The organism is Lactobacillus helveticus DSM 20075 = CGMCC 1.1877, assembly GCF_000160855.1.
GTDB lineage: Bacteria > Bacillota > Bacilli > Lactobacillales > Lactobacillaceae > Lactobacillus > Lactobacillus helveticus.
In genome coordinates this window covers 65,798-67,934 of sequence record NZ_GG700758.1, presented here as the reverse complement: position 1 = coordinate 67,934, position 2,137 = coordinate 65,798, and the positions used below count along the sequence as shown (strand labels likewise).

Annotated in this window: 2 protein-coding genes; both read left to right on the top strand. The window is 29.4% G+C overall.

Annotated features, from left to right (window positions below; genetic code table 11):
• Positions 1-518: 518 nt before the first annotated feature.
• Positions 519-1,505 carry an ABC transporter transmembrane domain-containing protein gene (locus HMPREF0518_RS10830; RefSeq protein ID WP_003627722.1) on the top strand — a complete coding sequence of 329 codons (987 nt, stop codon included), beginning with the start codon at positions 519-521 and terminating at the stop codon, positions 1,503-1,505.
• Positions 1,498-2,079, top strand: a complete 582-nt coding sequence (locus tag HMPREF0518_RS10825) for an ATP-binding cassette domain-containing protein (RefSeq protein ID WP_110554693.1) — start codon at positions 1,498-1,500, stop codon at positions 2,077-2,079. The genes HMPREF0518_RS10830 and HMPREF0518_RS10825 overlap by 8 nt, the downstream gene beginning before the upstream one ends.
• Positions 2,080-2,137 lie beyond the last annotated feature (58 nt).

The window sequence follows — 2,137 nt, the reverse complement described above, 5'->3', positions numbered from 1 at the left end:
TTCTAAGTCACAACTTTTGAATATAAAAACAAAAAGCTTATAGTTTATAAAAAAACAATATTAAGCAAAGCTTAAAAATTATAAACTGTAAACTTTTCGTGATAATTTTTTAACCAGTTAATAAGGGGACAGCCCACTTATTCATCAACTAGTTCATAACTGTGAAACCAGTAAAGCATTCACCAAATGAATTTACTGATAACGGATCCATAGCTTTTACAATTTCTTCCTTTGTTAATTCCATAGTAGTACCTTGACCTTTCTATTTATTGGCGTAATTTAATAAAATTAGTCGAAGATAATAAGTTGATGCAACATTAAAAATGTATTTTTAAAAATGTAATTTTTAATGTTGAATTAATAATAGCTTAATAATATAATTATGTCATTATCATCGAAGGAAAAGGGCTACGTGTGTTGGACGAATCCTGCCAGATATAACATGATTGATAACACGTTTTTAACTGGTACAGCTGGCATATACTACGTTTTGACAGAATAAAAAGAGGAGGATAAAAATGACATTGAAGTATGCTTCTAAACAGAAGATTTTTGCATATGTTTTATTGTCATTGATATATGCTTGTGGCAATGTAGCTATTGCATATGTTACTAAAATTATGCTTAATTTAGCGCAATATAAACAAGGCGATATTAGGGATCTTATTAAAGTGGCTATTGTAGGTACGGCTGTTATTATAGCGATTTTATTTTCCAACATAGCATATAAACTTTTGAAGAATAATATAGTTAAGGAAATCAATCTATATTTAAAGTCAAAAGAAATGACATACTTAATATCTAAAAACAGCAATTTACAAAAAGATGGTCTAAATATAATGACCAATGATTTAAAGCAAATTGAAACGTTAAAAATTAATAATGAATTGCTAATTATTAATGAGGTATTAGCATTTCTGTTATCGATTGTAGCAGGATTAATTAATAGTTGGCAATTAACTCTTATATTCATGGTCACAACTTTATTACCTGGTTTTGTACAAAAATTATTTACTAAAAAAATACAGGTTAAATCCAGAAAATGGGAAAAAGAAAATGGAAACTATACTCAGAGTGTTAGCGACGCTCTTGATGGTGCAGTAACAGCTAACCTGTATAATGCACAAAAAAATATACTACAAAAAGTTTTAGGAGATGCCAAAAACATGGAAAATGCGTTAAAATCCTTAAATAACGCACAGGATATAGCTAATCAGATAATTATTGCATTAGCAGATATTTTCAGTTTTATTCTCCCATTCTTAGTAGGAGCAATATTTATGTTTAATGGTCAGATTGGTGCAGGTACATTAGTAATGATTGTGCAACTGTCGAATAATTTTATTAATCCGATTGTTAATATTTTTGTACAATTAAATCAGATCAAATCTACCAAACCAATTCTTGAAAAATTAGAACCAGGATTACAATATGTTGGATTAGAAGGAAAGAATAAAACAAAGCAACCTCTCCATTTTAATAATCTATGTGTGAAAAATTTTTAATGACTTAAATATCCAGGTTAAATCTAGTGAAAAAGTACTATTAACAGCTCCTAGTGGATGGGGAAAATCAACTTTGCTCAAAATTTTGTTGGGCAAATTAAGTCCAGATAAAGGTGAAGTACTAATTGATAATCATGATATTACTTCAGATTGGGAAATAGCTCATAATTACTTCAGTTATATAGCTCAAAGTCCTTTTATTTTCGATGATACGCTGGAGTTTAATATTACATTGGGTCTGCCATACTCTCAAAAAGAGATTACAACTGCCATAGATAAAGCAGGGTTGACTGACTTAGTTAATGAAAAAGGACTGGACTATAAGGTAGGTGAGAAGGGGCAAAACCTTTCAGGAGGGCAAATTCAAAGAATTGAAATTACGCGTGCATTACTATCTCAAAGACCTATTATGTTAGCAGATGAGGCTACAAGCGCATTAGATCGTAAGTTGTCAAAAGCAATCCATAATATCATTATTAATGATAAAAAGTTAACAGTAATTGAAGTAGCTCACAATCTTTCAAAAGAAGATAAAGAAAGATTTGATAGAGTGCTTAAGTTAGATGAAATGTAGAAACTATAAAACAATCGGCGAAAAAGAAAAATTCATAAAAAATTGGAACAATTTTTTA